This window comes from Ureibacillus thermosphaericus, assembly GCF_002370195.2.
Taxonomy (GTDB): domain Bacteria; phylum Bacillota; class Bacilli; order Bacillales_A; family Planococcaceae; genus Ureibacillus; species Ureibacillus thermosphaericus.
The window spans coordinates 2,404,514-2,430,888 of sequence record NZ_AP018335.1; the positions used below are offsets into that span (position 1 = coordinate 2,404,514).

The window sequence follows — 26,375 nt, forward strand, 5'->3', positions numbered from 1 at the left end:
TCTTGATTTGTAACGGTTCTTTTTATTTTTAGGTTTCCTTTTTTAACATAAAGATATTACTTGGATTTTTCAAATTAAACATTCTTCGATGATTAGTTTAATAAAAATTAAAAAACATCAATAAATAAACGTTGATCAACTTTTTCTATAAAATAGAAAACGACTCAAGCTTCCTACATTGTGAAGCCTAAGCCGTCAAACATTTTTATGTTGTTAACTTAGTAAATATTATTTTTTATAGGACTATCAGCAATAGTTCTATCAATTAAAATTGAATAATTTTCGGATCGTTTCCTTTCGAATTCATGATGCGAATTTGAGAAGGAACGATTTTTAAAACTACCATATTCGGATCATCTGGACCATCGAACCAAAATCTTAATACTTTGTTCCACACTTTTTCTTTCATTCCTTCATCGGATGAAACTTCCGCTTTTCCTTCTATTTCTAAATAGGCATCGCCAAATCCTTTCCCATCATAACCAATTAAAATATGTGTGTATGGATTTTTCGAAAGTTCTTCAACTTTATGGGTATTTTTGCTCGTAACCGTATACAAAGTGAAATTATCGTTATAAAACGTCATATAGCGAGTGTGAGGTTTATCTCCTTCAATGGTAGCCATTGTTCCAATTAACTGATTATTTAATATTTTTTCAGCAATTTCTTTATCTGTTTTGGGCATTGCAACCACTCCATTTGACCTTTTAAATTTTAGTATTTCATAAATTCTTAAAAATATGTGATTGTTAAATAACGGGTCGCCAATTTTTTAAAAATTCTTCAGTTCTTGCTCTTCCCAATTGAATTAATTGCTCTTTTGCATCATCATCTAAATCAAATTGTGTAGCACTATATTGTTCAACAGGAATGAAGATAATATTTTTTTCGTGTTTTCTTGAGATATATCGATTATCGTGGGCATTCATCATCGACTTAAATAATGCTTCAAATAAATTTAACCCATTATCAATTATCTGTGGTGGAATTTCTCCTTCTGGTCTGCTTAGTTTTAATCCTAGTAATGGCCTTTTTCTTTTACCGTTATCATAAATCCATAATGGAAAATTGCTTAATACACCACCGTCGACGAATACGGAATCTCCTTTTCCATTACTTAACATGACCGGCTCAAAGAAAAAAGGAATACCACAGCTCATTCTCAACGCTTTTGCGACAGAAAAATCTCTCCAATCCTTTCCATATAAATGCAAGTCATCAGGTATAACAATTATGCGACCATTCGTTAAATCGGAAGTGACAACTTTCAACGAATCCTTTGGCAAATCCCCAAATGCATACACATCTTTTTCTGCTAGTTTTTTGTACAACCATCTTTCTAGCGCTTTTCCTTTGTACAATCCTAATCGAAAATATAAATTCAGCCATTTTATAAAAGGAAGAGTTTTTGAAAATTTGGGTGGATCAAGAAGCGATTTTGTATCTAATTCTTCTAATGCCTTTTCAATCTCTTTTACGGTAAACCCTGCCGCGATAAATGCAGCTACAATTGAACCAGCACTCGTTCCTGCGACTCTTTTAAAGATAAAACCCTTCTCACTCAAAACTTGATAGGCACCAACAAACGCAAAAGCTTTTATTCCACCACCTGAAAAAACACCATCAATTTCCATTTTCTCTCTCCCTTATTTTTCATTGGTATACTTTAAGAAAAAATAAGGGATTTTAGAACTATTTATCGAAAATAATCGAATCAATAAGAAAAAATTCGGAAGTTCCATAACAGTGTAGACTGTTTATTCGGAATGCTTGCGAATTTTTGGTAATATTGATTACTCATTTAAGATAGAAGGATTTTGCTTACTAGAGGGTTTACGTTTATTTTCATTTTGATTTTCTTTTTTTGCTTTTTCATTTTGACCTATCACATCTAAATCATCGGGACTTAAATCATATCCATATCCATACTCTTCCCGATCTAATTGATTTCTTTTCTTCTTTGACAATGTAGTCACCTCCATTGGACTTAATTTGTCACAAACCCATTATTTTATACTGAAATATGAATCACTAATAATTACATCATTGAAATAGTAAAAAAAGACGAACCCAAATGATTCGCCTCTTACTTTAAATTCTCTTCTTATCCAGATCTCTTCTATCCAATGTATAGTAGAAGCAACCGTTAAAAACGGAGATTATAAATCCTTTAAAAATTTTATAGAAGGTCTGCCAAATGTGGAGTTTTGTTACCGTATATCGGGAAAAGCATGCTTTATGCTTAAACTGCAATTTGAAAGCTTTTCCAAGGTAGAAGAGTTTATCAATGATGTAAGTCCATACGCAACTAACGTCAACCATTTCATTTTTTCCAAGGTTCAAACAACGATGAAATTTAATATCTAGGCGCGGTCAAACTTACCGATAATCTTTTCAAAAAATCGAGTAGGAGGGAGCGATTAACTCCCGTCCTCTCACACCACCGTACGTACGGTTCCGTATACGGCGGTTCAATTAAGATGATTGACGCAAGTCTTTATAACTTCCGTGAATAGCTGTTCTCTTTATGCCAGTGGTCACTCCACCCTCCAAGAGGTCTCCCACGGGATTCACCGCTTCCTTCCTCAAGTGAGGTACTACGTTTTCTGTGTTCATCATAACTCACTGAATGCCAAGGGCTATTCTCTCTTAATTGTTCGGTCCTTCTTAGTAGTTCTAAACCAACTAATACTATGACCTCTGCTGACTTCTGACGGTTCAGCTACTTATCACTAAGTAGGTTATGAAGCGTACTTCACATATCCGCCAGACCTCCCCGGGTAAGAATGTAATCTTTCCTTCCATCTATCTGCTTCATTTACTCTGTACCACCTTTGGCAGAAAGGACTTTGTTTTGTTTAGCAAACTCATCCAATGATACCTAGCCTTATATGAAGTTCGTGTTCCTCAGACCGGAAGTTTGCCGCTCGCTTCCTTCAGATTCCGCGTCACCACGGACACCCTTGCGTTAAGCTAACTGTTACTTCTGCCTTCACAGCTCGGGACTTACACCCTATAGATTACACCCATGCCAGGCGCACTAAAAAAAGGAAAACCTATGTTTAGGCTTTCCTCATTTTTTTAAAGTCAATTATTTTGCTGCAGCGTATTTTTCTGCTACAACGTCCCAGTTTACTACATTCCAGAATGCAGCAATGTAGTCAGGACGACGGTTTTGATATTTTAAGTAATAAGCGTGTTCCCAAACGTCTAATCCAAGGATTGGTGTTTGGCCTTCCATGTATGGAGAATCTTGGTTTGGCGTAGAAGTGATTTTTAATTCACCGTTATCTACTACTAACCAAGCCCATCCAGAACCGAAGCGGCCAGCAGCAGCTTTTGCAAACTCTTCTTTAAATGCATCGAAGCTACCGAATTTCGCATCAATTGCAGAAGCTAACTCACCAGTTGGAGTTTTTGAACCTCCTGGTGTTAAAATTTCCCAGAATAATGAGTGGTTTGCATGTCCGCCACCATTATTGCGAACTGCAGTTTGTTTATCAGCTGGAAGAGCATTGATATTTGAAATAAGTTCGATTAAATCTTTATCAGCGTATTCAGTACCTTCTACAGCAGCATTTAAATTTGTTACATACGTATTGTGGTGTCTTGTATGATGGATCTCCATTGTTTGTGCATCAATGTGTGGTTCTAAAGCATCGTAAGCATAAGGTAATTTTGGTAATTCGAATGCCATTAGAATTTCCTCCTTTGTATAAATCAGTAATTTCCTACCTCTATAAGATTATCAAAATAGAGGTAGTCATTCAATAATTTAGCTCTTTCTAAGTGATTTTCATACTTTTGGCTGAAATCAATCCATTGTTTGTCTTTTACCAGTGACGCACTTATTTTTCAACCAAACTCACTATTTCCTTTTAGATGATTTTTTATACGAGCATTTTGCATATTTTTTGACCCAAGAGCCATAAGGATTTCAAAGACATAAAAAAGGACTTCACCCCTAAAATGTAGAATTTTTGAAGTGACGAAACAACAAAAAATTCAAAAGGAGGAAGTCACTTTGTATATTCTACAAGAAAGCCTATTTTCCTTTGAAGAACTGCAAAAATTAGAGTCAAAAGAGAAATTACCTATCTTTTTTAGCTCGCTTGATTTACGCCCTTATGCTAAACAGTTGAGAAGTTCTTCACCCCGAGGGGCTGACGGTCATTCCAGAGAAGGGATTCTAAGGGCTCTCATCGCTGCCCCACTCGAAGGCATCGACACCTTTACCGCCCTTCATCATCGATTGGATAAAGACCTTCGTTTCCGTTATCAATGCGGTTTATCGATTGATCGCCCCGCACCGTCTATCTCCACTCTCAGCCGGGTTTTTGCAGCACTTACCAAAAAAAAGCTGGCTGAAAAGATCTTCCTTGACTTGGTACAGTTAGCTCAGGAGGAAGGAATAATTGACGGCAGCCACCAGGCCATCGACAGTGCCGCCATTGATGCCTATGAAAAGAAACAGCCCAAAAAGCGTAGTGAACAAACGGGTAATGCCAATTGGGGCGCAAAATATGATTCCTTCGGCAATAAAATTACCTGGTTTGGCTATAAGATGCATCTTTCAGTCGATACCGCAAGCGAACTGCCAATGGCCATAAAAGTAACCCCTGCCCATGTGAACGATGGAGAAGTCGCACCAGAATTAATCGAGCAAGTGGCAGAGCGTACCAAATCCAAAATTGAATTTCTGATCATGGATGGCGGATATGACCAACTAAAAAACTATGAATCAGCCAAAAACATTGGAGCGCAAGCCATTATCCCGCTCAATTTGCGCAACGAAAAAGAGCCTCCTGAAGGGATTTCTTCCAATGGAACTCCGCGTTGTTCCATGGGTTATGAAATGACTTATTGGGGAGCTGATAAGGACCAGCTCAAGTTCAGATGTCCTCACGCAACCGGCAAAGTGGATTGCCCATTAGGAATGGCAGCCTGTTCATCTTCCAACTATGGAATGGTGGTAAAAGTCGACATCAAAAAGGATGTGCGCCGATATTCCAATCCGCACCGTGATACAAAACGTTGGAAAGAGCTTTACAACGAGAGGACAAGTGTAGAACGCTGTAATTCAAGAATGAAAAGCTACCTTACGGCGAACTCCCTACATGTATGGGGAATTGAGAAAGTAAAGAGCCATATTTACCTGAACGCTATTGTATTACTTGTTTCAGCGCTAGCGATGGCAAAGGAAAATAAAGGGAAGAAAGCCGCTTAAAAAAATTCAATGTGAAAAATTCTGCAGGTATGCCCAAAAACAGGATTATTGTAATATTTTGTAAAATAACATGCTGGTAGCTATTTGTCGAGTGCTTTATTTTTTATACTTTTATCCAAAAAATCTAATTTTGCAAAATGCTCATACAAAAAACATATTATGCGATTGCAATTACAAAAACAATAATCATCACTAATTGGATCATCGTTTTTGTTGCAACAGATGTTAAGAAGCCAACAAGCGAGCCAATACCAGCTCGAACCGCTTGGCTAAATGCTTTTTTCGCAACTAGCATTTCCCCAATTACTGCACCTATAAATGGCCCGATAATAATGCCCAGAAATGGTATGATAAATGGTCCTGCTAATAAACCAATCGTGCTGCCCCAAAGTCCAGCCTTCGTTCCGCCAAACTTTTTCACGCCAATCAGATTCGCTAAAGTATCCGCCACAAACAATAAAATCACGAACAGAATCTCGATGATCCAAAACCACCATGAAAGTTCTGCAAAGGAGAAAAACAAACCATAAACGATAAATCCTAATAGTATAAATAATACCGATGGAATGATTGGATAAACTAATCCTACAAAAGCCACGATAAAACAAATTATAATGAGCAACCAAGCTATGATTTCCAAGTTCTTCCCTCCATGATACAGTTTACGGACAGGTTTGCAAAAAGTTTCAATAAAATGTTTTTGTATGTTTTTTCTTTTGTTCATTTCATGATAAACTCTCAATGGAGGAGAAGAAAATGGTTACTCATTTACAAATATTCATACACAGCCTGTTTCAACCAAACAAGCTAGCTGCTTATCGACTATTAACAATCGGTAAAGTAATTCAATATGTATTTATTCTAATTGCGATTGTTACGATTTTTTCGTTTATACAATTTTTAACAGGGGTATCGAAAACTACTATTCAATTTGAAGGGTTGCAACAATATGTTGCTGATATTCAATGGCTGCTCTATCCTTTTGCACTTCTTTTATTACTCTTAACTTCTACCGTTTTATTATTTGTGAGAATTACCATTTACGCAGCTATCGGAACATTATTATTAAAAATATTCAATCGTCGCGGGGAATATCGACATATGTGGAGAACGACCGCATTAGCAATTACATGGTCAACACTACTATCTATCTTATTTTCATTTATGAATATATCTAGTTGGTTTGGAACAGTTGTTAATGCCTTCATTACCATCATTCTATTAATAATTGCATCACTAAAATATCCAAAAATAGAAAAAAAGAAGTTCTGAATCCTTCCTTGCTTCATATAGTGGAGCAAGGAGGGTTTTTATATGAGATTTTTTCTATTAACATCTATCATCATCATAATCGTTACGGTCATTAAAATAGATTTAACTGAAGGAACAGTACCATTAATCGCGTTTTCTGAAAGCGTTGGCCAATGCAATGAACAACTAGCTGTAAAAACAGTACCTGTTATGACAAAAGAAGGGGATACTGTACAAGGGTTACTCGCCCAATATCCAACAGATGAAAGAATTTCAGTACCAGAACGAATGGCGGATTTTTATAAATTTAATCCATATTTAAAAAATCAAGTCATAGCACCAGGTGAATTAATCAAAATACCGATTTACTCAAATAACCATGAATGTAAAAAATAAAAAAACGTGTTTCTTCCTTGTCGACACTATTTTACACTGCTAAAATAATGGAAGTGAAGGTACGGAAAAAGTACCTCAAGAAGGAGAGAGTTATTGATGAGTGAAATTATTCATCGTTCGAAAACACGTCCAGTACGTGTCGGCAATTTAACAATCGGCGGTAGTAACGAACTAATCATCCAAAGTATGTGTACAACGAAAACTCACGATGTGGAAGCTACTGTTGCTGAAATTTTACGATTAGAAGAAGCAGGGTGTCAGCTAGTACGTGTTGCTGTTCCAGATGAACGAGCTGCAGCGGCGATTCCTGAAATAAAGAAACGCATCCATATCCCTTTAGTAGCGGATATTCATTTTAACTATAAACTTGCCTTGATGGCTATAGAAAACGGTATCGATAAAGTACGCATTAATCCCGGAAATATTGGTCGTCGCGAGAAGGTTGAAGCCGTAGTGAATGCGGCAAAAGAAAGAGGTGTTCCAATTCGGATTGGTGTTAATGCAGGTTCCTTAGAACGCCATATATTAGAAAAATATGGCTATCCTACTGCAGATGGAATGGTTGAATCTGCTTTACATCATATTAAAATACTGGAAGATTTAGATTTCCATGATATTATCGTGTCGATGAAAGCTTCTGATGTAAATCTTGCTATCGAAGCTTACGAAAAAGCTGCACGTGCATTTGATTATCCATTGCACTTAGGTATTACAGAATCTGGAACGCTCTTTTCCGGTACAATTAAATCCGCTGCTGGTTTAGGTGCTCTTTTATCCAAAGGAATCGGCAATACATTACGTATTTCTCTTTCTGCTGATCCAGTAGAAGAAGTAAAAGTAGCTCGAGAATTATTGAAAGCATTTGGTCTTGCATCAAACATGGCTACTTTAGTTTCATGTCCAACATGTGGTCGAATCGAAATCGATTTAATTTCCATTGCTAACGAAATAGAAGAGTATATTTCAAAACTGAATGTACCATTGAAAGTAGCGGTATTAGGCTGTGCGGTAAACGGGCCGGGAGAAGCGAGAGAAGCAGACATCGGAATCGCAGGTGCTCGAGGAGAAGGATTACTCTTTATGAAGGGTAAAACCGTACGAAAAGTACCAGAAGAAACAATGGTAGAAGAATTGAAAAAAGAAATCGATAAATTAGCTGCAGAAATGTTAGCAGAACGAGAACAAAAAACAAATTGAATCTTAGGGGGTTCATATGAAGCAAAATAAGCCTCGTTTCGGTATTGATATTGATGGAACAGTAACGACTCCTGATACGCTGATTCCACATATAAATAAACAATACAATACAAACATCGTACTTGATGATGTCATCGAATATGATTTTTTAAGCGCATTCCCCCATCCGGTTGATCGAAACGAGTTTGCTCGTTGGTTTAAAGAAAATGAACCTTATTTATATTCAGTAAGCAAAATTGCAAACGATGCTCAACAAATCTTAAACAACTGGCATAAACAATATGAATTGTATTATATATCCGCTCGAGACTTGCATTTATATGATGTGACGAAAAAATGGTTTGAACAGCATCAAGTACCTTATGATCATATTGAATTAATAGGTAGTCATGATAAATTGGAAGCTGCAAAAAAGTATCGCGTAGATGTTTTTTTTGAAGATAAACATGATAATGCGGTGATACTTGCAGAAGAACTCCAAATTCCCGTACTGTTATTTGACACGCCATACAATCGTAAAGTTATCCCTTCCAACGTGATTCGAGTTCATAATTGGAAAGAAGCAAACGAATGGATTGAGCGTCATTTTTAGCCACATTTCAATCGCTAGACTTGTCCAACCTAATTGTGACATCGTCTAGCGATTTTTTTGTGAACGCTATTCGTTTTAAATCTCTAATGTTCCCCTCACCCAACGTTCAACAAATGTTTCAAAAGTAATTCCATATCGATTATAAATATCATGATATACAAAATACACTCCTAATTTTTCCAGCAGTTCATCATTGATTTTCATGAAAACTTCCCTTCTATTAAAGTTGAAAAACAAGAAATGTAAAGGAATTTTCTAAAATCTCCTAATACAACGATGAATTTTTTCGCTATGATGAAAATAGCCAATAGTTTGAACACTAGGAGGTTTTATAATGAGAAACATACATATTTCTGTTGTATTACTACTTGCTATGTTTCTATTAATAGGTTGCAAAAGTTCCGTCAGCGACATAAAGGAGGCAGTTTCTGGCATCCATACACAAGCAGAAAAAGCAAAAAGCGGTCTAACAATCGATGCATATACTTTGCGTGAGTATGAGATTGAATATAAAGATGAATTATTTACAGTTGACGAATTATTTAAAACTATTCTACGTGATGTCCAATGGGAATATGAAAAAAATCATAATAAGCATATTTTGCTAGTAAAAGGTACATGGAAGGAACCATTATTTGAACAATTACAGCTTACGGATGATGTAAAAGAAAAACTCTCAAAGAGCGGTAAAATTTTTATTGAATTAGTATTTATAGATGGACTGCTAAATTCAAATGAAACAACGGTCAGCATGAAATTAAATGAAGAATTGTTAGTGGATGAAAAAGGAGCAGAAAACCTTTATTACTTATACGATATTTATTTACAACAGAAAATGTAATGAAAATTTACTCTTGTAGTACTAACCATCACAAGGTTTGTACTACATTTTTTTAATGACTTATTCAAAATAAAATGCATAAACCCACAATTTTATTAAAAAATAATAATTTTTAGAAAAACCATTTCAACTTTTCAAATACCATTCTCTTCTGCCAAAAATACGACAAATTAAACATAAAACACTATCATTATTTCAAAAAATTATTAATGCATGTCAATAAATACTTTTGTTATAATTACTTTACAGTATTATCAAAATTCGGTGGGAAGTATATGTTTAAACAAGAACAAATCGACCTAACAAATGATGATTTATATTCATATTTATACACGATAGGTGAACAACTTCAGCAACCAATTGTAATCATTGATTTAAAACGGCAACCACTTTCCATTAAGTATTACAATCAATCATTTGCCCAATTAACTGGTTATGATATGGCTGAATTATTAAACAAGCATATTTCATGTTTATGCGGTCCAAATACCCTTCCCGAAACTGAACAAGATCTGGAGTTTCATATATTAAATAAGCTCACCTATGAAACAACAATGATTCATTACAAAAAAGATGGTACCGCTTTTTGGAACCAGCTTAGTATTCAACCAATTCAAAACTCCAAGAAAGAAGCAACCTTTGTGCTTATTCAATGCAAAGATATTACATCCGAAATGTTGGAAAAAATGCTTCACAAAATTGAGCATGAAGTATATGTCGAATTAGGAAAGGATAGTAAACTAGAAGATATTCTTCAACGAATAACCGCACAGGTAGAAAAAAATTATATTAGACAAGTTTATTGTGCTATTCATGTTCTTCAAAAAGATGGTACATTAAAGGCTATTGCCAGTCCCACGATACCCTTCAGTTGGATAGAAAACCTCGTCGGAATGGAAGTTAGTCCAACAACGGGTAATAGTGAAAATGCAATTTATATGAAAGATTTATCTTATATACAATCCATTAGCTCACAAGAGGATTATGAAAAATTACGGAAAATTATTTCAACCTATAACATTCAGTATTGCTGGTCAAAGCCAATTGTCGACAACGAAAAAAAGATGATTGGCACATTTACGATCTATATTCAAAAAAATTTATATTTGAAACAATCGGATATTGATTTTTTAAATAAACTGTCCCCTATTATCGCCTTGACAGTCAAACATTTTAAACAAAAAAACCTATTAAAACAATTAGCTTATTATGATATAAATATAGGAATTCCAAATTACCATTATTTTTATAAAAAATTAAACGAGTGGATTCAAAACGGTGTTGAAGGAGTCATTTTATTAATACAGCCAGGAGAATACACTTCCATAGTCGATATGTATGGGCGCAAAGTTGGCGACCGTTTAATTAAACAAATCGTTCATCGCATTGAAATGATTACTCAAAAAAACCGAACGATTTTTAGTCGTTTTTCAAATTCTACATTTATTTTAGGGAGCGTAATTCCTGTAAATAAAGTGGATGATTACATTCATAAGATTATTGAATGCACTTCCCAACCTTTTGATGTAAATGGAAGGGAAATGTTTATATCATTAAAAATTGGCGTTAGTTATTTTCATCAACAACTGTCGATTGATGAAAGTATACGGCAAGCAGATATTGCTATCACAAAATCAAGAAAAAAAATAGGAACTGTCATTTCCTATTTTGAAAAAGAAACCGATCAACAAATACAAAGAGAACTGAACGTATTAAACGAATTAACAACTGGATTAAAAAATGATGAACTTTCCGTTTATTTGCAACCAAAAGTCCATTTGTTGACAAAGGAAATTATTGGATTCGAGGCTCTTGCGAGATGGTATTCTCCTGTACTTGGAAACGTTTCGCCGGCAGAATTCATCTCGATAGCCGAACATAGCGGAAAAATTAGGGATATCGATCATGCTATTTTTGAAAAAGTATTACGATGGCAATGGGAAAGAAAGAAGCAAGGCCATCAATTGTATCCTGTATCCATCAATGTATCACCTGTACACTTTTATCATGATTCTTTTGCAGATGATTTATTAACCCTTGTCCACCAATATCAAATTGACCCAAAATTTATTAAAATCGAAGTTACTGAGAACTTTGAATTATTTGATTTTGAAAAAGCAAAGAACATCTTATTAAAATTAAAGGAACATGGCTATGAGAGTTCGATTGATGATTTTGGAGTCGGATTCTCGTCATTAAGTTATCTACAACGGCTGCCTTTTTCAGAAATTAAAATTGATAAATCGTTTATTAATGAAATACATGATTCAGGTATGTATGCAATCGTAAAATCAATTGTTCAACTTGCAAAAAGTTTAAACATGCATGCGGTAGCGGAAGGGATCGAAACGTTGGAACAATATAAAACCCTTGTACAAATTGGTTGCCATACAGGTCAAGGTTATTATTTCCATAAACCAATGCCGATTGTAGAAGCTGAAAAATTAATCAATTCAAAATGAGGCTGGGACATAAACAAAAAATTAAAGGGGCAGTTGAAAGAGTTTTGATAAAAAATTGATATAACGAAAAATTGATTGTAGTAACGGGGCGACTCCTGCTTTGTCTCGAGACACCGCAGGAGTGAAGGAATGAATCAGAGGAGGCTCGAGCCCAATGTCATAAAGTTATTGAACCAAAAATTTACAGTTATTAGGCAACCACCGGTTGCCTCCTTTTAAAAATATTAAATCATCCTTTATAGCTTTAATCATTTTCTAAAGTTAGGTAAAAAAGGCAATAGAATGCCCGAGGCTTAAATATTTATTTTTTAAGCCCCTAATTTATTTACATTTAATAAACAAATAGGTTATATTTATCCTATGTATTGTTTATAGACACCTTTTTTGGTTTAGGGGATACTTTGTTGAGGACAGACCATTCCTTCGTGGGTAGCTTCTCCCAAACCGAATAGGTGTCTTATTTCTTATAATCACTTTCATGATTTTTGTAAACATTCTCTCTCTTTTGATTGGACAATCTTCTAATAATAAGTGAACCATCCTATCTTTTAATTTTCCTATTAAGATATTTGTGTTTACTTGATAATCATGTTTTCGTCTTTTTTTCTTACTCTCCTCATTAATTGTTTCATTGGCATCATTTCTCAATAAACTGACCATATTCGATAAATATATTGATGCATAGAAATCTTGTTCAATTGCGATTTTCGAACCACCCGTAAAATTTTCTATTTCGATTTTATTTTTCACGTTATTATACTCAGTTTCAATTCCCCAGCGTTTAAAATAAAGAGTTTTGAACTCAGAAATATTGAAGCCTTCCTCTATTAGATTTGTGACAAGTATTTCTTCTGTGTCAGAATCTAGTAAGAACCTAACTACACGAGCATTAACCACTTGGCCCTCATGTGTTATTTGTATAATTTGATCAGCTTTCTTCGCTTCGACAATTTCCTTTATCGTATTTTTTTGACATCGCATAAGATACTTGATGCCAATGGCATCTAAAAAAGCGATAAAATCTCTTGACGGATAACCTCTATCAAACAAAATTAGGTCGTTCTTCAATCCGGTTTGTACGAGTTCTTTAATCATATTCTTTGCACTATCTCGCTCAGCTACCTTATAAGGATCGATTTTAGAAGTTATTATAATCCCATTTTCAAGATCATAGATACAAGAGGCTCTAGCTCTTGCATAGCTTGACCTTTGATTTCTTCCATACCCAAAATAATTTCGAAGTTCCTCGGTGTCAGGTATTTGTAATACACTTCCGTCAATTGCGCAAAGCCTAAATCCACGATAAGTTTTAAAAGAATTTTCTTCATAATACCAATTAACAATCGCTTTTGAGAGTTTTACAAAAGCGAGGGGAGAAACCTTCTTTCGTGCAGCAGAATAGCCTTGTTTAGAAATACTAATATCTGATAAATTAAACTTGTCAAAAAAGTCGTCAAGTTCAATCTGAAGACTCTTTTTGACAAAATTTAAATTAAATAAAATTGTATTTTTGAAATTTAACTTCTTTTCTTTTCGCGTAAAGTACGTTTCCTTTGTTCGAGATTCAATCATAAACATCACATCATTCAGCATCTTTCGAGTAATCTCAATTGCCCCTAAAAAAGTACTTTTTGATTTCAAAAAAACCACCATCCTCGTTTTATTAACCAAAAATTGGCTTCTAAAACGATTTTGGTGGACTTTTTAAAAACACAAGAGTCTTATTACCTATCTTTGTGAATATTAAATTAAAAATTGGTATTTTAATAAACTTCCATTAATTGTAAATATAAGTTGATGACATTGGGCTCGAGCCGGGCCCGCGGAAAGCGTCCCCGGAACGGAAATCAATTTTAATAACATATCAAAAAAAACATCATTTTCTCCTTGGAGAAAATGATGTTTTTTTAGATTTGTCCCAACCTCATTTAATTTCTTCCATTATAAAATGAACAAAATCTCTCATATTTTCTGGCGAAACGCCGTGTCCTACAGGATAGGTTTTATAAACAACTTTCGCTCCATGTTGCTCAAAAAAATCTTTACTTTTTTCACTCCACATAATTGGAAAATCGTAATCATACTCCCCGTGAGAAATGAATACTTTCGTTTCATCCATTTTATTTTTGTGATATTGTTCTTTCACAAAATCTGGTAAAAACCCTGACATTGATGCACATGCTTTAATTTGATTTCCCATCACGATGCATAATGTTTGTGCGATGACTGCTCCTTGATTAAATCCTGCAATACATATCTTCGTCGGATCTAATTGATATTCTTTAATTGCTTGTAAAATAAAATCTCTTGTAACAGCAATCACTTTATCAAAAACAGGTTGAATAGGCTTTCCTTCCTCTACAAAAGTATAGAAGGCATAACCTGGATCATGACTGATTGGTCCCCTTAAACTAAAGACATGGCAAACTTCTTTTATTTCACCTATGATTTGTAATAAATCTTCTTCATCGCTTCCTAATCCATGAAATAAAAAAATAGCTGGACTTTGTTTAATATTAATTTTCGGTTCAATATGTTTGAATGTATATAATGATTGCATTCTATTTCCTCCTCAAGTTTCCCTTACCTACAACGATTCATTCCCAAATCTTTTTTTCCAAAATATTATTTTATTCTTAATTTCTATTTAAAAATAGTATGTTTCATTTACTAAAAATAACTGATATTAATCAAAAATTTTGTCGATAACATAAATCTTTCTTATTATTTTTAAAAAATTTGTCTGATTTTTGAAATATGATTTGGAAAAATAGTTTTTAAACGATAAACTATTAGTAGAGTTGGTTAAAAATGTCTGTTTTGACTGGGTGAAAACAAAACAACATTCTTAGCAAAGGGGTGTTTGGAATGTATAGGGAAATTACAGTAGAACGAAGCATACTATATATTGAGCAATATCATGTAGACAAATTTATTGATTTAGCGAAACAAAATAGCCAATTCAATTATCTAGTTAAAGAAGGCGCATTAAATATCATCGATGCTTGGATTATCGCCTTCAATATTTGGCTTTTATTGCTGCCCAATAAATACAATATCATTCACTCAGCTGAAAAAACCCTATACTACTCCTCGAATTTCGTTATACTAAATGCTCTTCAAGACAATGTACATTTTAACCAATTAAAGTTCCGTGAAAATCGCCCAGAACTATTATATTATATCATGTCACTCCAACTAGCTACAGGATTAAACGAATGGATTTTACGCGTGATGATCAAACATGATTTAACATATATGATTGAAAGAAATAAAAAACGTATCTATTTTGATGCTCATTTAGGATCAGAAGATGAAATTCAATCCTTTTTAGAAGATCAATCGAAGTTTGTAAAGGCAGCTGTGAAAGAACTGCATTCTACTAATTCATTTGATCGAATGATAAGAAATGCAATTGATGAAGCATACAAAGTATATAATAAACATCTCGAACGGTTAGCAAAAGAAAAATTGAAACGAGGATAGTAAAATCTTGTTTCGATTTACTTCAGGAGCAAAGGTCTATATATAAGAAGCGAGGGTATCCAGAAAGTTTTCGACTTTCTAGACACCCTCTTTCCTATTTAATCATTAATTGTTTTCTAATGTTGAGACAACTTCAGAAATTACGATTACATTTTCGAGTGTAGGGGCTTCTTCGCTATTACCGCTTGGACGTTTATGAGCTTCTTTAAATGCATCACTTGCTCTCCACGCCTCAAATTCTTCGAGTGAATCCCAATACATAACGACGTTCATTTCATCGTAGTCTTCAAATTGTGTACTTACGAGTACTTCTACTTTACGAAATCCTTTAAACGTTAATAATGGACCAGGTTGCGTGAAGAGTGGTGCCATCTTTTTTGCCAAGCCTTTTTTCACTTTAATTCGATTAGTTACTGTATACATAAAAACAAAACTCCTTTTTTATTTTTGAAATCATTGTAATTATTAGAACATGATTTTATTCGAACAGCAATTTATAAGCCTCAATCATCTAGCAAAATGTCAAAATGGAACGTTTCATCCGTGATAGGCTCTACTTTTGCTAAGGCATATGTGGAACCCTTTTGAGAAAAGAAATCATATGTGGAACCTTCATTTCGTATTCCATTCATCACGATTGGATGAATTTCTTCTTCAGGAAACATTGTATCGAACCCTAAATTCATTAATGCTTTATTCCCATTATAGCGAATATACGCCTTCACCTCATCTTCCAAACCTGTTCCTCGATAAATTTCATCTGTATAACGCAATTCATTATCATATAAATCTAGCAATAATTCATAGCCCCAATTTTTTAATTCATCTTGTTGTTCTTTAGAAAATTGATTAAAAATGTTTTGTGCGAATATTCCAACAGCCACCCCATGAATGGATTCATCCCTCAATATTAGCGAAATCACCTCTGCGCTGTTCCTTAAAATGCCTTGTCCCCCTAAATAGAGCGGATAGAAAAAACCAGAATAAAATAAAAAGGATTCGAGCATGACGGAAGCAAACATCGCTTTCCATAGGCTGACTAAATCATTTTCCTTAATAGACGAATATATATTGGCAATTTTTGAAGCTTTATATTGTAATAGTTGATTTTTTTTTACCCATTGAAAAATTTCTTCGATTTCGTCGTTATGACAAAGGGTTGTAAAAATATACGAATAGGATTTCGCATGAATGGCTTCAAAGGCACCAAATACCGTTAATACAGCTTTTTCTTGTAAATTGGGATTGTATTTTGCTATTTCATTCATCCCGATATTTGTTTGAATTGTATCGAGCAGCGTCAGTCCACCAAACACTTTTTTGTATGTTTCTTGATGCTCAAAATTTCTCCATTGTTGAATATCCTTTGAAACTGCAATTTCTTCTGGAAACCACATTTGTTTCCATTGTTGATCCCAAAAAATTTTAGCAAGACTGCTTGCTGACTGATTCCAATTGACTGCTTCGTATGTTAAATTGTACATGCTACACATTCCTCCAGTGATTGTAATCGTTGGCGTACATAATAGACCGTTTTGATTCCTCGCATCCAAGCATAAATATAGGCTTTCGCTAATTGTTCCGTCGTCCACTTGTCTGTTACATATAAAGTCATTGAGATACCTTGATCAACATGCTTTTGTGCAGCGACATATAAATCAATGATTTTATAGACATTCATGTCATATGCTTCTACGTATAAATGTTGATTGTCATTATTTAAAAATGGCATCGGATAAATCGTGCGGCTATCTGCATAATCTCGTATCTCTACTCGCTCAGTAATGGGTGCAATGGATGCCGTGCAAGAACGAACGTAAGAAATCGAGCCGGTTGGTGCGATTGCTAACCGATAAGCATTAAATAATCCGTATTTCATTATATCTTCTTTCAATTTTCTCCACATTTCTTTTGTAATGATTGGAACATTACCTAAAGCTTTTTTCACCAATTCACTAGGTTCCTTTTCCAATCTATTCACGTACTTTTCAAAATAATGACCATTTGCATATTCGCTTATTTCAAATCCGTAAAAAGTTTCACCTTTTTCTTTCGCAAGTAGCATCGATGCTTTTAATGAAAAGAAGTTCAATGCTTCCATAAAGTAATCGATAAATTCAATTGATTCTTTTGAACCATATAATATATTTTGAGTTACAAGATGTCCGTGCAAATTCATAACACCTAATCCGACAGAATGCATCATCTGGTTTGCTTTTTTTACAGATGGAACGTTTTTTATATTGGTCATTAAAGACACTTGTGTTAACAAACGCATGGCTGTATCTACTAACTCTTCAAAATCATGAAACTTTGTCGCATGGTGAATATCTAATGATCCAAGATTGCAAGATACGTCTAATCCATATTCATTTGGTGTATCTTGATCATTAATGATGCTCGTTTGTTGAACTTGTAAAATTTCAGTACAGAGGTTGGACATTTTGACTCTTCCAAGTTTTTTTAGTGGATGTTGTTTATTTACATTATCATCAAATATTTCAAAAGGATATCCGGATTCGAATTGGCTCTTTTTGATTTCCGTATATAGTTTTCTAGCATTGATTTGCTTTAACTTTCGTATATTTGGGTTGTTCAACAACTCCCCGTACATTTCCGTTATGCTTATTTCAGACATTCTTTTTCCGTATTCTCGATAAATATCATAAGGACTAAAAAGAACGATATCTTCATCTTTTTTCATCAGTTCAAAAAATATATCTGGAATAATGACACCAGTCGATAAAGTTTGTAACCGAATTTTTTCGTCGGCATTCGGCTTCTTAGAAGAAATAAATTCTTCAATATCCGCGTGGAAAATATTTAAATAAGCAACACCTGAACCATTCCGTTGTCCTAATTGATTGGAATAAGAAAAGGCATTTTCTAATAATTTTGCAACGGGCATAACACCGCTTGCCCGATTGGCGATACCTTTTATCGGATCACCTAAAGGTCTTAAATCCGTTAAATTTACCCCTACCCCTCCGCCAAGCCTTGAGAGTTCTAAACAATAACCGAGGTTTTCTGCAATGCTATTCATCGAATCATCCATGGATAATTTAAAACAACTTACCAATTCCCCACGCGCTTTTTTACCGCTATTCAGTGTGGTTGGTGTTGCTGGTTGAAAAGCCTCCATCATCGCACGAATTGCTTTTTCTGCCAACAATTCATCACCATTCGCTAAATATAAGGCGATAATGCTCATCCGATCCTCATAAGTTTCTAAAATTTCTTTTCCATCTCGACTTTTCATTGCGTAACTTTCAAAAAATTTGCTCGCGCTCATAAATGTTTGAAATCGAAAACGATAAGAATACGCAATGTCAAAAATTTTATTTATAAATTCGAAAGAATATTTTTGTAAAAATTCTTTCTCATAATATCCTTCTTCAATGAAAAAGCGAATCTTTTCTTCCAAACTAGAAAACTTCCGCATTTTCTGATTAACATGTTCGATAAAATATTGACGAGTAGCCTCTCGATCTTTCTCTAAATCAATTTTTCCTGTTTGGTGGTAGTGATTCAAAATTTCATTATTCAAAGTTAAATAGCTTTTCATCACTAAATCTCCTTTTGAATTACTCTGTTATAATAATCAATTATGGCATCATAATTTTTCTGAAATCCGCGTAATTCTATCTTTTGAACAATGGGAATTCCGTACCTTTCGTTAATCAAATGAGCAGAACGGCAAAAATAAGCATGGCCGAAATTCGAGTTCCCACTTGCAATAACACCCTTACAGAAACGAACATTATGTTGTAAAAACCTTTCCACAATTTGTGGTACTTCCCCTAATCCATCGGTATAGGTGAACAACAAAAAGGGATCATTTAATATAAGGTCATCCCGAATTTCAATGTGTGGTAACTCTAATTGATGAACGATAAAACGCACGTTGCCAGTTCGAGAAGCATAAGCAATCATACTGTGATCTTGCTAATGAATTTTTTCATATTTTCAATGTCTCCCATTAGCTCTCCATCGATTTCGATTACAGGTACAGAAAGAAATCCAGCAGTCAATAATTTTTCTTTCGCTTCTTCATTGTAATCAATCAAAATTTCTTCATATTTCCCTTCATAACCAAGTTGATTTAATTCGTATTTCATTAACAAACACTTTGGACAAACTTTTTTTGAATATAATTTCATTTCCTTCTCCCTTTCTACCATTCTTTTATGAAAATAAAAAAGCCATACCTTTTTCGGTATGGCTTTGAAATGGAAACAGTCAGGTACTAGGAAATGGACCGTCTTGCTTCCATTTCCTAGCCCCCGAAGAAATGAGCAATTCACGTTTATTAGGCAGGTCTCCTGGCTTATGCTTCATCCTCCAAGTTCCCTTCCCATACAAATTTGTACAGTGGATTTGAACTTTTCGTCAGCAATTACAGTTGCGGGGACAGCGTCAGATTTTCACTGACTTCCCTTTTAATCTACTATATATAGTAGAACCTAATAAACGAAATGCTATATATTGTGTTTTCGTGTTTCATTGTAACATGTAGTATTGTTAATTACAAGCTTATTTGGTAAATGATACAGTATCTACTAAAATCATTCACTCGATACGTAGAACTTAAGAACGGTTGGTTAATTTTCCTCTTTTAATATCTCAGGAATACCATACCAAACGCGAATGACTTTCTCACTTTTCTCAAAAAGTTGTTGATACAATCTACCACAAGTATCTCTCAAATGACGATCCTCTTTTGAAAGCGGCACTATTCCACGTCCGATATCCGTACAAATACAAATTAGGTTTGTCTTATAATCTAAATTCATTAATTTCCCCATTATTTGTGATACGATTTCATCTTCCGATAAATCCGGGACGAGCAAAATCATTTTTTCAAAACTACCTATAATAACGTATTCATCTTTTGTAAAAGGGCCTTCCGGTATTTCGCCTTCATAAAAATAACAGCGATTCGCACCTATTTCTTTTAACATGTTACTTACAAATTTTCGTTTACCATTATAGGCGCCTCCAATAACTGATTGCATTCTCTTCCCTCTTTCAAAGATTCAATATCGTCCCAACATAGGGTATAAATCATCCGATGCTGTGCAATAACATCTTGAAAACTTTTCTCTTTTTGAAATTTCGATAGGATAACACGAATGACACCACCGTGGACGACAAACACATATTCTCCACCACAGCTCACGATTTGATGAAAACAATTTAAAATCCGTTCTTTAAACGAAACAAAAGATTCACCATTTGGTGGCGCAGCTTTCTCTGGTGAATCAATCCACTGCCGATACGCTGGATTATCTTTTAATTCATCATAAGTTTTCATTTCAAAATCTCCAAAATGTAATTCCCTTAATTGAAAAAAAGGATGGTATTTTGCCTCGGGGAAATAAAGTTGCGCTGTTTCTATGCAGCGCTTTAAGTCACTGCCAAATACATCCTTAGTATGAATCGGTACTTGACAATTTGCTGTTTGTATGTATATCGATTCATTCGTCCATCCAATATATTTTCGCTCTAAATTCGCTTTCGTTTTTTCATGCCGAATTAAATGAACAGTAACAGCATTCCCCATAATGCCAATTCCATCCCTTCATATAAAGCACCTAGCAAGTCTCCCGTCATTCCGCCAAAATGGCGATATGTCCAATGCCGATAAATCCAAGTCATCACAAACATGCTAAATGTTAAAACAAATAGTTTATATTCATTTAACACAAAACCTGTTATGAGGATAATGAATATATAACACGCAATATAAATCCATAACGATTTTGCCTTCACATGTTTTTTAAAGTAGGCTGCCAATCCAGATTCCTTCACATTTACTGACAGATTGAAATAAATCAATATTGCTAATCGACATAAGACAGGTAAGATGATAAAAAATAAATAAAAGTTTGTTGGACGCTGATGTAAATACTCATAAAATATGCCGATTTTCAGTAGAACAATGAGCACTAGATTAATAGCACCAAAAGCTCCAATACGGGAATCGCTTAATATTTCTAGTCGTTTTTCTTTATCTCTATAAGAAAAATAAGCATCGCTTAAATCGATCCAACCATCGAGATGCAACCCACCCGTCATCATAATATTGATCATGACAATGATAATTGCTAAGAAAAGTGGAGTAAAATTGAAATAAACATCATTCAGTAGAATGACAAGTACAACGATTACCCCCATAAAGAAGCTAATGAAAGGCATTGTGCCAAACATAGCTGTAACAGTTTTATTATTCATTGGAAGTGTCTTCCGAATGGGGAAAGAAGTAAAAAATTGAAGAGATAATAATAACCCTGCAATAATATTTTTCACAAAAACACCGCCTATTTTCTGCGTACGCGAATACCATAATCCAACTCATATGCTTCATCACAAATTGAGACAATCCATTGATGAAGAGTTCCGAGGAGTTTTCGATATAGTTGGACTTCTTTGAATGAAGATGGTACTTCATCAAGCACTTCATTTGAAACAATTAAGATGATAACACCATTTTCTTTCCATTGCGTTATTGCCTGTTGAAACTGATTTATCCATTGATGTATTTTATGTAATCGATCTTCTTTTAAATGTTCGGTCTTGTATAAAATATTGTTCAGCCAAGTTGTTATACAATCCCATAATACAATGTCATTCTCTTGAAACCTTTGTACAGGCAAGTCATCAATTACGTCTATTGTATACCATGGCTTTTTCGAGCGTTCTCGATCCTTTTGATGTCGAACTATTCGACTTTTCATTTCTTCATCGAAGGGGACACCGGAAGCTAAATAATAGAGGCCTTTTTGATTTTGGTCGAAAAACTTGACAGCCACACTTTCTGCAAAGGAACTTTTACCACTTCGAACCCCGCCTGTAATAAAAATGATTTTTCCCATTCTCTCCCCTCCTCTAATCTATTTTCCCCCAAAAATAGAGCTGTCCAAAATGAGTATATCATTTTATGGACAGCCTGCGAAAAATATATTTTATTTATCATTTCCATTCCATTCCGACACGCAAAATCTTATAATCCATTTTGACTTGAATATCCATCTCTTTATAAATTTCACGCCAAGCATCTTCTGTTTTTACATTTTCTTCCCAATATTTCGGATGATATGCACGCACCCTTGCACCAATTGCAAGTATATCCGATTCATCTTGCTGCAATTTTTTCACTAGACTATTTAAGGCTTTTCCTCCCAACTCAGATGCTGATTTTTCAAGTTCTTGTAATTTTTCTTTACTTAAATCATTCGTATAAAGTTGTTCTTCAACAAAACCTTCTACTTTGACATCGATCAATACTTTCGGTTTTCCGTCTTGAATTTCTACTGAGATTTTTGAAATTCTTTTGAATGGCTTTACAAGATAAACCCCTTTTTTATCACCAGGTACAATTACATTAGAATAACCAGCAGGATTTATTCCCTGCAGCGCTAAAATAGCTCCTGTTTCCGTTGGCGTTAACGTACCAACCATTTGATAATCTTTAAAATAAACGAGTCCGTCAACTAAAATATGATCTCCCATTGGCTTTACAAGAGGAATGATTGCATCCACACCTTCATCAGAAAAATCAATCCACACTTTCCCTAAATACTCTTTCGGTAACTTTCCGAACTTTACAGCATCTCTTAACGTATTAGCTAAATATAAAGAAGGGACTGTTTGAATGGGTGGTGTAGCATTTAATATTTCTAGTGCTTCCCCTTCCGTAACCATAATCCACGCAGTTCTTCTTACTTCAAAATCTCTTTTTAAAAAATCCATAATATCTTCAAGACCTTTTTTTGCAATTTTGTCACTGACAACAATCAATTGAATATGTCCTAAATAAATTTTTTCTGCAAGTTCTTGTTGTAAATTGGATAATACATCCTTCATTGAATATCCATATGTTACTAACAGCCAATCAGTCTCTGCGGAATTTGTATCTCCTCCTTCGGGTCCAAGCATAATTTTTCCTGGTACTGCTAATTGGGCTGCCACTTTATAAATGATTTTTTCCTCTGCTGGAAACTCTCCTTTCGAATGGGTGACTTCAGGCATTTCAATGTCTTCACCTTCTTCAGCAATATCAATCGATAAAGCTAAAATATTTGCCCTTTCTTCAAGTTCATAACGATCCCAACAACCACTTAACAAAAAGACAGCAATCAGAACAAAAGCGAATTTTAATTGAAACCTTTTCATTGCACTCCCGTCCTTTTTCGAAAATGGCCAATGATTAATAAACAAACTGGGAGTATAATAAATAGAAATAGACCAACATAAGTAATTTTTGAAGCATATTCATATATTTCATAAACATTATTTGGAATTAACGCAAAAACAAAAATTACCGGAATCATGAGCACTGTAATGAAACTATATTTATCTGTACGAAATAACTCTGCAGTGCCACGTACAATCACGAAGTAATATGAAAGCAATGTCGTAAATACAGCAAAAATCCAAGTAATTAAAATAATGGCGTCGATTCGTGATAAAACTTCTCCGGGTATTTGGATAATTCGACTAAGGGATAAAATAGGCCAATACATTTCTTGTAATTCCTTAGCACCAAATACCCCTAGAGAAACCACAATGCAATAAAGAATGGCTAATGCTCCTAAAAAGAATCCCCAAATTCCATTTTTAACACAATTTTCGTAATCCTTTATATACGGTATCAACATGGCAATAACAAAATAATTCGTTATGACCTGCGTCATGATGATGGCCCCAGACAAAAACTGTTTCACCGATAAATTATGGCCTAAAATCGGCAGTAAATGATAGATTTCAATATCTTCTAGGGCAAACAAAAAGAAAAACATTGGAATTAATAAAAATGGTAAATAAAAAAAGTGAATATAGGTGAAGGTAGAAACATTGCTATAACCGACTAAAGCACAAATTATAATCATGATAAGAATGGAAATTTCAATGGGTGTATTGGGCAAAAGCCCAGTTGCTAATACTTCCGCAAACTGTCTTACTTCAAGACCCATAATGACAATAAACACAATGACAATCATGTAATTAAATAAATTTCCAAAATATTTTCCTAACAATAGTCGATTACATCCAATGATTGTATGTTCTCGAAACTTCCTTGCTAATAGGGTAATAGCAATCACACTAATTAACGAGATGAGTATTCCAACGATACTTGCAAGAATGGCTGCTTCTCCTACTTCAGCAGCAATGAATCGAGGTAATACCAATAAAGATACACCGATGATTGTACTTGCAATTATGACAGCTAATTGAATCGAACTGATGGAATCTGTATGTTTCATATTTTTTCCCTTTCTTCTTCATCAAGGAAATTGTAATTCGTATAATCCTTCACCGTTTCTCCCACACGAACGGTATTCTTCGGATGAATGTTGGATGGACGTCTTTTTAATTTATTGAATGGAGCTCGAATAATGCTATCTTTTAAAGCTTTTATATTTAATGGTGCATATGGATCCATATATGGAACACCAAAGGATCGCAAAGAAAGCATATGATTGACAACGATCATGAGTCCTACGGCAAGTCCCAATAAACCAAGTGTACCAGCTAAAATGATCAGCAAAAAACGCAACATGCGGAAAGTATTGGCTGCATCATAAATTGGAACAGCAAAGGAGCCGATTGTGGACATTCCAATAATTACAACGGAGATTGGGCTGACAAATCCCGCTTGAACAGCAGCCTGACCAACCACAAGTACCCCTACAATCGATAAGGCTCCACCTACTTGTTGAGGCATTCGAACACTTGCTTCTCTCAACACTTCCATCGCCAATTCCAACAACAATACTTCAACGACGACCGGTAATGGAATGCTTTGCCTTCCACTGGAAGCTGCAACAACATATTTTGCCGGTATCAATTCCGGATGAAAAGAAATGACGGTTACGTACAAAGAAGAAAAGGTCAATGAAAAAACAAGTGCTATGATTCGGAAAAATCGTACAAATGAAGAGATAATCCAATGCTCATTATAATCTTCCGTTGTATGATAAAACTGATTAAAAGTTGCAGGCGCAATTAATGCAGATGGACTGCCATCCATTAATACAGCAATGCGACCTTCCAGAAGATTCCCAACCACTTTATTCGGTCTTTCTGTATTGATGAGCTGAGGGAAAGGAGATGTTGGATTATCCTCGAGAAACTGTTCAACATAACCTGAATCTAAAACCCCATCAATTTTAATTGCATCAATTCTCTTCTTAACTTCTGTCACTAATGTGGGATTTACAACATCCTCAATATAACAGACAGCGAGTTTTGTTTTTGTACGAGTACCAACTTCCGTTTCTTCTACACGGAATTCAGGAATGGGAAGGCGATATCGAAGCAATGCAACATTGATAGGCAATTGTTCAATAAATCCATCTCTCGGTCCTCGTACAACCCGCTCCGTATCCGGCTCCTCTATACTTCTTTTTTCTTTTTCAATTGCATCGATTTCCAATGCTTCTTGAATACCATCAATAAAGACAATCGCTTTTCCTTGAACAATGGCGCTGATAATTTTCGGTATGTCTTTAATCGCTTTCACATCATTAAAAAAGAGTATATTCTCAATAATATATTGGGGTAAAATTATATTTTTTTCTTCATCCATCTCATGATCTTGAAGGGGTTTAATAACATCGTTATTAATGATGTCTTTATTGGCTAATGAATTAAGATAAATAATTGTAGATTGTGTTTCGTGAAATAATTTAAATGTCCGAACAGAGAAATCCATATCTTTTTGAAATATTTCTTTAAAAATTTGTACATTTTCTTCAAGACGATTTGTGATTTGTTTGTCTTTGTATTTATTGACAATATGACTTTCTGGAAATATTGGGGTTCTGTCTACATAATGATTGCTTTTCTTAAAGAACGGTGACAATCTGAATCACCTTCCTATTCTTTCATCATTTGCTGTTATTATGGCTCAAAATAGAA

At 34.6% G+C, this 26,375-nt stretch carries 29 protein-coding genes, 1 pseudogene and 1 riboswitch; of the genes and pseudogenes, 9 read left to right on the plus strand and 21 right to left on the minus strand.

Annotated elements, in window-relative coordinates; all coding sequences use genetic code 11:
* Positions 1 to 265: 265 nt before the first annotated feature.
* The 3 genes from UtA1_RS11520 to UtA1_RS17230 form a co-directional block, all read right to left on the minus strand.
* On the minus strand, positions 266 to 685 hold the full coding sequence (locus tag UtA1_RS11520) for a pyridoxamine 5'-phosphate oxidase family protein (protein WP_096551145.1): 420 nt from the start codon (positions 683 to 685) through the stop codon (positions 266 to 268).
* A 64-nt stretch (positions 686 to 749) separates the two neighbouring features.
* Positions 750 to 1,634, minus strand: a complete 885-nt coding sequence (locus UtA1_RS11525) for a patatin-like phospholipase family protein (protein ID WP_096551147.1) — start codon at positions 1,632 to 1,634, stop codon at positions 750 to 752.
* A 159-nt stretch (positions 1,635 to 1,793) separates the two neighbouring features.
* Positions 1,794 to 1,982 (minus strand): hypothetical protein, encoded by a 189-nt coding sequence (locus UtA1_RS17230; protein WP_172597866.1) that lies wholly within the window; start codon positions 1,980 to 1,982, stop codon positions 1,794 to 1,796.
* A gap of 139 nt (positions 1,983 to 2,121) precedes the next feature.
* On the opposite strand from UtA1_RS17230, the pseudogene UtA1_RS11530 reads away from it, so the two are divergent.
* A pseudogene (locus UtA1_RS11530) lies at positions 2,122 to 2,367 on the plus strand (Lrp/AsnC ligand binding domain-containing protein); the annotation flags it as partial.
* Positions 2,368 to 2,475: 108 nt separating this feature from the next.
* Here the strand turns inward: UtA1_RS11530 and UtA1_RS17235 are convergent.
* Both UtA1_RS17235 and UtA1_RS11540 read right to left on the minus strand, forming a co-directional pair.
* Entirely contained in the window at positions 2,476 to 2,619 is a 144-nt protein-coding gene (locus UtA1_RS17235; protein ID WP_172597779.1) for a hypothetical protein, read from the minus strand.
* A gap of 472 nt (positions 2,620 to 3,091) precedes the next feature.
* Positions 3,092 to 3,697, minus strand: a complete 606-nt coding sequence (locus UtA1_RS11540) for a superoxide dismutase (protein ID WP_016838971.1) — start codon at positions 3,695 to 3,697, stop codon at positions 3,092 to 3,094.
* A gap of 327 nt (positions 3,698 to 4,024) precedes the next feature.
* Between UtA1_RS11540 and UtA1_RS11545 the strand changes: the two genes are divergently transcribed.
* A complete protein-coding gene (locus UtA1_RS11545; protein WP_096550413.1) occupies positions 4,025 to 5,227 on the plus strand; it encodes a transposase in 1,203 nt (400 codons plus the stop codon).
* A 157-nt stretch (positions 5,228 to 5,384) separates the two neighbouring features.
* Here the strand turns inward: UtA1_RS11545 and UtA1_RS11550 are convergent, their stop codons facing one another.
* Entirely contained in the window at positions 5,385 to 5,867 is a 483-nt protein-coding gene (locus UtA1_RS11550; protein WP_096551151.1) for a DUF456 domain-containing protein, read from the minus strand.
* 116 nt (positions 5,868 to 5,983) lie between these two features.
* Between UtA1_RS11550 and UtA1_RS11555 the strand changes: the two genes are divergently transcribed.
* The 4 genes from UtA1_RS11555 (at position 5,984) to UtA1_RS11570 (ending at position 8,663) form a co-directional block, all read left to right on the plus strand.
* Positions 5,984 to 6,499, plus strand: a complete 516-nt coding sequence (locus UtA1_RS11555) for a DUF1189 family protein (protein ID WP_096551153.1) — start codon at positions 5,984 to 5,986, stop codon at positions 6,497 to 6,499.
* 42 nt (positions 6,500 to 6,541) lie between these two features.
* Positions 6,542 to 6,874 carry a LysM peptidoglycan-binding domain-containing protein gene (locus UtA1_RS11560; protein ID WP_096551155.1) on the plus strand — a complete coding sequence of 111 codons (333 nt, stop codon included), beginning with the start codon at positions 6,542 to 6,544 and terminating at the stop codon, positions 6,872 to 6,874.
* A 96-nt stretch (positions 6,875 to 6,970) separates the two neighbouring features.
* On the plus strand, positions 6,971 to 8,071 hold the full coding sequence (ispG, locus tag UtA1_RS11565; RefSeq protein ID WP_096551157.1) for a flavodoxin-dependent (E)-4-hydroxy-3-methylbut-2-enyl-diphosphate synthase: 1,101 nt from the start codon (positions 6,971 to 6,973) through the stop codon (positions 8,069 to 8,071).
* Between the two features lie 16 nt (positions 8,072 to 8,087).
* On the plus strand, positions 8,088 to 8,663 hold the full coding sequence (locus UtA1_RS11570) for a 5' nucleotidase, NT5C type (RefSeq protein WP_016838976.1): 576 nt from the start codon (positions 8,088 to 8,090) through the stop codon (positions 8,661 to 8,663).
* A gap of 75 nt (positions 8,664 to 8,738) precedes the next feature.
* Here UtA1_RS11570 and UtA1_RS17845 read toward each other — a convergent pair whose 3' ends face one another.
* Positions 8,739 to 8,867, minus strand: a complete 129-nt coding sequence (locus tag UtA1_RS17845) for a hypothetical protein (RefSeq protein WP_016838977.1) — start codon at positions 8,865 to 8,867, stop codon at positions 8,739 to 8,741.
* Positions 8,868 to 8,997: 130 nt separating this feature from the next.
* On the opposite strand from UtA1_RS17845, the gene UtA1_RS11575 reads away from it, so the two are divergent.
* Both UtA1_RS11575 and UtA1_RS11580 read left to right on the plus strand, forming a co-directional pair.
* Complete coding sequence (locus UtA1_RS11575) at positions 8,998 to 9,504, plus strand: hypothetical protein (protein ID WP_096551159.1); 507 nt, start codon at positions 8,998 to 9,000, stop codon at positions 9,502 to 9,504.
* Between the two features lie 275 nt (positions 9,505 to 9,779).
* Positions 9,780 to 11,966: an EAL domain-containing protein gene (locus UtA1_RS11580; RefSeq protein WP_172597867.1), complete on the plus strand. Its 2,187-nt coding sequence runs from the start codon at positions 9,780 to 9,782 to the stop codon at positions 11,964 to 11,966.
* Between the two features lie 369 nt (positions 11,967 to 12,335).
* On the opposite strand, the gene UtA1_RS11585 is transcribed toward UtA1_RS11580, so the two are convergent.
* Both UtA1_RS11585 and UtA1_RS11590 read right to left on the minus strand, forming a co-directional pair.
* On the minus strand, positions 12,336 to 13,607 hold the full coding sequence (locus UtA1_RS11585) for an IS4 family transposase (RefSeq protein ID WP_096550285.1): 1,272 nt from the start codon (positions 13,605 to 13,607) through the stop codon (positions 12,336 to 12,338).
* Positions 13,608 to 13,890: 283 nt separating this feature from the next.
* Positions 13,891 to 14,526 (minus strand): alpha/beta hydrolase, encoded by a 636-nt coding sequence (locus tag UtA1_RS11590; RefSeq protein ID WP_096551163.1) that lies wholly within the window; start codon positions 14,524 to 14,526, stop codon positions 13,891 to 13,893.
* A gap of 308 nt (positions 14,527 to 14,834) precedes the next feature.
* On the opposite strand from UtA1_RS11590, the gene UtA1_RS11595 reads away from it, so the two are divergent.
* Positions 14,835 to 15,452 (plus strand): hypothetical protein, encoded by a 618-nt coding sequence (locus UtA1_RS11595; RefSeq protein WP_096551165.1) that lies wholly within the window; start codon positions 14,835 to 14,837, stop codon positions 15,450 to 15,452.
* Positions 15,453 to 15,557: 105 nt separating this feature from the next.
* On the opposite strand, the gene UtA1_RS11600 is transcribed toward UtA1_RS11595, so the two are convergent.
* The 12 genes from UtA1_RS11600 to UtA1_RS11655 form a co-directional block, all read right to left on the minus strand.
* Positions 15,558 to 15,875: a heme oxygenase gene (locus UtA1_RS11600; protein WP_016838982.1), complete on the minus strand. Its 318-nt coding sequence runs from the start codon at positions 15,873 to 15,875 to the stop codon at positions 15,558 to 15,560.
* Between the two features lie 80 nt (positions 15,876 to 15,955).
* Positions 15,956 to 16,936 carry a class 1b ribonucleoside-diphosphate reductase subunit beta gene (gene nrdF, locus UtA1_RS11605; protein ID WP_016838983.1) on the minus strand — a complete coding sequence of 327 codons (981 nt, stop codon included), beginning with the start codon at positions 16,934 to 16,936 and terminating at the stop codon, positions 15,956 to 15,958.
* Positions 16,924 to 19,017, minus strand: coding sequence for a class 1b ribonucleoside-diphosphate reductase subunit alpha (nrdE, locus tag UtA1_RS11610; protein ID WP_096551167.1), 2,094 nt, complete (start codon positions 19,015 to 19,017; stop codon positions 16,924 to 16,926). The genes nrdF and nrdE overlap by 13 nt, the downstream gene beginning before the upstream one ends.
* Positions 19,018 to 19,019: 2 nt before the next feature.
* Positions 19,020 to 19,385, minus strand: coding sequence for a class Ib ribonucleoside-diphosphate reductase assembly flavoprotein NrdI (gene nrdI / locus UtA1_RS11615; protein WP_096551169.1), 366 nt, complete (start codon positions 19,383 to 19,385; stop codon positions 19,020 to 19,022).
* The gene (locus UtA1_RS11620) at positions 19,382 to 19,612 is read right to left on the minus strand and encodes a glutaredoxin family protein (RefSeq protein ID WP_096552514.1); all 231 of its coding nucleotides are present in this window, start codon (positions 19,610 to 19,612) and stop codon (positions 19,382 to 19,384) included. The genes nrdI and UtA1_RS11620 overlap by 4 nt, the downstream gene beginning before the upstream one ends.
* A gap of 135 nt (positions 19,613 to 19,747) precedes the next feature.
* Positions 19,748 to 19,934: riboswitch (cobalamin riboswitch) on the minus strand.
* A gap of 119 nt (positions 19,935 to 20,053) precedes the next feature.
* A complete protein-coding gene (locus tag UtA1_RS11625) occupies positions 20,054 to 20,467 on the minus strand; it encodes a bifunctional adenosylcobinamide kinase/adenosylcobinamide-phosphate guanylyltransferase (protein ID WP_016838987.1) in 414 nt (137 codons plus the stop codon).
* On the minus strand, positions 20,419 to 21,015 hold the full coding sequence (locus UtA1_RS11630; RefSeq protein WP_096551171.1) for a histidine phosphatase family protein: 597 nt from the start codon (positions 21,013 to 21,015) through the stop codon (positions 20,419 to 20,421). The genes UtA1_RS11625 and UtA1_RS11630 overlap by 49 nt, the downstream gene beginning before the upstream one ends.
* Positions 20,988 to 21,761, minus strand: a complete 774-nt coding sequence (gene cobS, locus UtA1_RS11635; RefSeq protein WP_096551173.1) for an adenosylcobinamide-GDP ribazoletransferase — start codon at positions 21,759 to 21,761, stop codon at positions 20,988 to 20,990. Before cobS ends, UtA1_RS11630 begins: the two co-directional genes overlap by 28 nt.
* Before the next feature lie 11 nt (positions 21,762 to 21,772).
* On the minus strand, positions 21,773 to 22,327 hold the full coding sequence (locus UtA1_RS11640) for a bifunctional adenosylcobinamide kinase/adenosylcobinamide-phosphate guanylyltransferase (RefSeq protein WP_232019832.1): 555 nt from the start codon (positions 22,325 to 22,327) through the stop codon (positions 21,773 to 21,775).
* 97 nt (positions 22,328 to 22,424) lie between these two features.
* Complete coding sequence (locus UtA1_RS11645) at positions 22,425 to 23,627, minus strand: Ger(x)C family spore germination protein (RefSeq protein WP_096551175.1); 1,203 nt, start codon at positions 23,625 to 23,627, stop codon at positions 22,425 to 22,427.
* Positions 23,624 to 24,718 carry a GerAB/ArcD/ProY family transporter gene (locus tag UtA1_RS11650; RefSeq protein WP_096551178.1) on the minus strand — a complete coding sequence of 365 codons (1,095 nt, stop codon included), beginning with the start codon at positions 24,716 to 24,718 and terminating at the stop codon, positions 23,624 to 23,626. Before UtA1_RS11650 ends, UtA1_RS11645 begins: the two co-directional genes overlap by 4 nt.
* Entirely contained in the window at positions 24,715 to 26,319 is a 1,605-nt protein-coding gene (locus UtA1_RS11655; protein ID WP_096551180.1) for a spore germination protein, read from the minus strand. Before UtA1_RS11655 ends, UtA1_RS11650 begins: the two co-directional genes overlap by 4 nt.
* Positions 26,320 to 26,375: the final 56 nt, after the last annotated feature.

Excerpts from the sequence above, each read along its gene's own strand:
- UtA1_RS11520 (WP_096551145.1), bottom strand. The coding sequence starts at position 685 with ATGCCCAAAACAGATAAAGAAATTGCTGAAAAAATATTAAATAATCAG.
- UtA1_RS11525 (WP_096551147.1), bottom strand. The coding sequence starts at position 1,634 with ATGGAAATTGATGGTGTTTTTTCAGGTGGTGGAATAAAAGCTTTTGCG.
- UtA1_RS17230 (WP_172597866.1), bottom strand. The coding sequence starts at position 1,982 with ATGGAGGTGACTACATTGTCAAAGAAGAAAAGAAATCAATTAGATCGG.
- UtA1_RS17235 (WP_172597779.1), bottom strand. The coding sequence starts at position 2,619 with ATGATGAACACAGAAAACGTAGTACCTCACTTGAGGAAGGAAGCGGTG.
- UtA1_RS11540 (WP_016838971.1), bottom strand. The coding sequence starts at position 3,697 with ATGGCATTCGAATTACCAAAATTACCTTATGCTTACGATGCTTTAGAA.
- UtA1_RS11555 (WP_096551153.1), top strand. The coding sequence starts at position 5,984 with ATGGTTACTCATTTACAAATATTCATACACAGCCTGTTTCAACCAAAC.
- UtA1_RS11560 (WP_096551155.1), top strand. The coding sequence starts at position 6,542 with ATGAGATTTTTTCTATTAACATCTATCATCATCATAATCGTTACGGTC.
- ispG (WP_096551157.1), top strand. The coding sequence starts at position 6,971 with ATGAGTGAAATTATTCATCGTTCGAAAACACGTCCAGTACGTGTCGGC.
- UtA1_RS11570 (WP_016838976.1), top strand. The coding sequence starts at position 8,088 with ATGAAGCAAAATAAGCCTCGTTTCGGTATTGATATTGATGGAACAGTA.
- UtA1_RS17845 (WP_016838977.1), bottom strand. The coding sequence starts at position 8,867 with ATGAAAATCAATGATGAACTGCTGGAAAAATTAGGAGTGTATTTTGTA.
- UtA1_RS11575 (WP_096551159.1), top strand. The coding sequence starts at position 8,998 with ATGAGAAACATACATATTTCTGTTGTATTACTACTTGCTATGTTTCTA.
- UtA1_RS11580 (WP_172597867.1), top strand. The coding sequence starts at position 9,780 with ATGTTTAAACAAGAACAAATCGACCTAACAAATGATGATTTATATTCA.
- UtA1_RS11590 (WP_096551163.1), bottom strand. The coding sequence starts at position 14,526 with ATGCAATCATTATATACATTCAAACATATTGAACCGAAAATTAATATT.
- UtA1_RS11595 (WP_096551165.1), top strand. The coding sequence starts at position 14,835 with ATGTATAGGGAAATTACAGTAGAACGAAGCATACTATATATTGAGCAA.
- UtA1_RS11600 (WP_016838982.1), bottom strand. The coding sequence starts at position 15,875 with ATGTATACAGTAACTAATCGAATTAAAGTGAAAAAAGGCTTGGCAAAA.
- nrdF (WP_016838983.1), bottom strand. The coding sequence starts at position 16,936 with ATGTACAATTTAACATACGAAGCAGTCAATTGGAATCAGTCAGCAAGC.
- nrdE (WP_096551167.1), bottom strand. The coding sequence starts at position 19,017 with ATGAAAAGCTATTTAACTTTGAATAATGAAATTTTGAATCACTACCAC.
- nrdI (WP_096551169.1), bottom strand. The coding sequence starts at position 19,385 with ATGATTGCTTATGCTTCTCGAACTGGCAACGTGCGTTTTATCGTTCAT.
- UtA1_RS11620 (WP_096552514.1), bottom strand. The coding sequence starts at position 19,612 with ATGAAATTATATTCAAAAAAAGTTTGTCCAAAGTGTTTGTTAATGAAA.
- UtA1_RS11625 (WP_016838987.1), bottom strand. The coding sequence starts at position 20,467 with ATGCAATCAGTTATTGGAGGCGCCTATAATGGTAAACGAAAATTTGTA.
- UtA1_RS11630 (WP_096551171.1), bottom strand. The coding sequence starts at position 21,015 with ATGGGGAATGCTGTTACTGTTCATTTAATTCGGCATGAAAAAACGAAA.
- UtA1_RS11640 (WP_232019832.1), bottom strand. The coding sequence starts at position 22,327 with ATGGGAAAAATCATTTTTATTACAGGCGGGGTTCGAAGTGGTAAAAGT.
- UtA1_RS11645 (WP_096551175.1), bottom strand. The coding sequence starts at position 23,627 with ATGAAAAGGTTTCAATTAAAATTCGCTTTTGTTCTGATTGCTGTCTTT.
- UtA1_RS11650 (WP_096551178.1), bottom strand. The coding sequence starts at position 24,718 with ATGAAACATACAGATTCCATCAGTTCGATTCAATTAGCTGTCATAATT.